Annotated in this window: 1 protein-coding gene; it reads left to right on the plus strand. The window is 59.3% G+C overall.

What is annotated here, in order from left to right; translation table 11 throughout:
• Positions 1-1,386 precede the first annotated feature (1,386 nt).
• A complete protein-coding gene (locus PMI02_RS13730; protein ID WP_162130162.1) occupies positions 1,387-2,442 on the plus strand; it encodes an acyltransferase in 1,056 nt (351 codons plus the stop codon).
• Positions 2,443-2,591: the final 149 nt, after the last annotated feature.

Here is a 2,591-nt window from a genome sequence, read left to right on the forward strand (position 1 = left end):
TCCGTGAATAAAACAGGCTAGGAAAGAGACGCCGCCTGAGCCGGACGTCGCCAACGAAGCGCGCGGGGTAGCCGACCCGGGCGAGACGCCGGCGGGCGCGGGGGAGGGCGAACGCCGGCCCGGCTCGAGGAGCTGAAAGTTGCGATCACCGGCGGAATTGAAAAGCTGCACTTGCGCCTCGCCCGCGGCGCCCGGCGCGGTGTGTATTATGCAAGCAGCAGTCCAAGCAGCCATTAACGTTTTCATAGCGGGTCCCTCGTAAGGGGCCTGCTCGGTCATCGCAGCACACAGGCTAAAGCATAGGCTGCGCCTGTACAAGCGGCCCGCGCGGGATCGAAATGATCCATGCCCATCGCCAGCGTCGAATAGCGGCGTCGTCTGAACCGGCAGGGATAGCTGCAGGAAGCGAACATGGGGGCTAGACCGGCATTTCCAGTCTCAGAGCGGAAGCTTACGGCATTATCGCGCGCCAGACATGTGGTGCGCCTCTCACAACGGCCACACCGCAGTTTCTGCAGCGACCGGTCTCGCGGAGCCCGTCCCAGCGAACCTTGTTCCGTATCGGGGCATGGCGGTTGAGGAAGCAGCGAAGAGGTTGGGGGACAAATGGGCGCACTGGGAACCTCCTCCTTGCAGAAAGGCGATACTGATGCTGCACCTTGTCTTAGTTGAAGCGGCGCGCCTCGAACATCCCGAGTCTTCCCCAGTGATCCTCCAGCGTTCGAGGCTGGCTGTCAGAGAGCGGGATCACAGCGCCAGTCTTCGTCTTAGGGCCAGCGTCTCGTTTTGAGCACAGATTGCTGTCCTGACGCCGACGTTTAGCTCAGCGGCGTTGGCTGCCGGATAGATTAGCGTAATGAGAAGCTGTCAATTTAGCGACCGAGCGAGTTCGGGTGTCTGTGCCTGCAAGCTCTCTATGGCAGCTTCGGTAAAGGCCAAAGCCAGTTCGGCGATGTCGCGAGGGACCACGATGGCGGAGCCCTGGCAACTCTCGAGTTGCCGCCTGATGCATGCCGATACAGCGAGCGCGAGCTCAAGGGTAGAAACGTCCATGTCCATTATCATCGCTTCCGCTATTAGCGACTTGCGGCTTGTATATTCGAAATGGGGAACGGTGGATAGCGGGGTCGCGATTATTTTCCCGTGCGGAGTGTAAACTGTTCGAAGGCGGGAAACTCTCAGGGCGATTGATCTGGAACAGGCGCCTGCAAAATCAAGCGGACTGACCGCGACTCCCCCGGCACACGAAAGCTGACAGATTCTCGGCCTGTTCGGCTGGGTGATATTTCAGCGCCGGCAAGAACGTGATAGATGCGACGCTGATAGATCTGGGGGCGGTCGCATCATTCTGGCTGCGGTAGTTCTAGGTGTCGTGAGGGGGCAATGATGCTGGAGGTTGGCCGGGATATTAAGCAGCTGACAGGGCTGCGCGGTGTCGCTGCGCTGGCAGTCGTGTTTCATCATGCCTCTACGCAGGAGGGCGGCGAATGGTACCTGCGCGGACAGCCGATGGTCGACATCTTCTTCGCGCTTTCCGGTTTCGTTATTTCCTACGTTTACTTGTCCAAAGATAAGTTCGATCTGCGCGCATTTGCAGTCGCCAGGTTCGCGCGTATTTATCCGCTGCACGCCATGACCGCGCTCGCAATGGCCGCTGCCGTTCTCGCTTATGCGGAAATTTCGGGCCAGCGTTGGCCTGACCATATAAATACTTTGCAGGCGCTTCGCGAAGCGACCCTGACGATGGCCATGCCGCTGGCGGGAGCGGAAAAGCTCTGGAACTATACTGCCTGGTCGGTGTCGGTAGAGTGGTGGGTTTATTTCAGTCTCTTCCCGCTCCTGGTAGCCTACGGTAAAAGCATCTCCAAAATGCGCGCGATCTTGATTTTCCTCGTCGCGTCAGCCGTCTTGGCATTCGTCTTGCACGCAGAGTTGGGCAAGCCGACAAGATCGTGGCTCGCCTTCGCGAGGGCAGCGGTAGGCTTTGGTGGCGGTTGGCTGGCCTACCGTATTGGTACAACCTCGCCTTTCCAGATATCGGCGCGGCTGGCGGACGTGCTCATCGCAGCCGTATTTCTGACCATCTATCTGGCTTATGTTGTCATCGATCAGGATGCCTGGTTCCTGATACCCGTCTACCCGATGTTTATTCTCGTAATTGCAACCTCCGACTCGCGGGCGACGCGGCTGCTGCGATCCCGGCCCGTCGTGTGGCTGGGCAACATCAGTTTCTCGCTTTACCTGATCCATCCTGTGATCCTCAACGTCCTGGAGGCTGTCGACGCGAAGATCGTTCCGATCGAGGGGCGGTTGCAGTGGATTGTTGTGGTCATTCCCTGCTCGATCGCAGCATCCGCAATCACCTATGCGTTGTTGGAAACACCGGCCCGCCGTCTGCTCCAACGCTGGGCGGCCCCCCGCTCATCAGGATCAATCGCCTGATCGCAATCCAGGCGCAGGAGTGAAGCGAGATTTCGAGCCGGGCGGATTGATATTGACCGGGCAACAGGAAGCGCATCGGGCTGGCAGCACTGCCGCGAGTTGCGTGCGGTCTCTGAACGGATGATTGGGCAGCCGATAGCGGCTAACGC

Origin of the sequence: Novosphingobium sp. AP12 (assembly GCF_000281975.1) — a bacterium.
Classification (GTDB): Bacteria; Pseudomonadota; Alphaproteobacteria; order Sphingomonadales; family Sphingomonadaceae; genus Novosphingobium.

Excerpts from the sequence above, each read along its gene's own strand:
- PMI02_RS13730 (WP_162130162.1), top strand. The coding sequence starts at position 1,387 with ATGCTGGAGGTTGGCCGGGATATTAAGCAGCTGACAGGGCTGCGCGGT.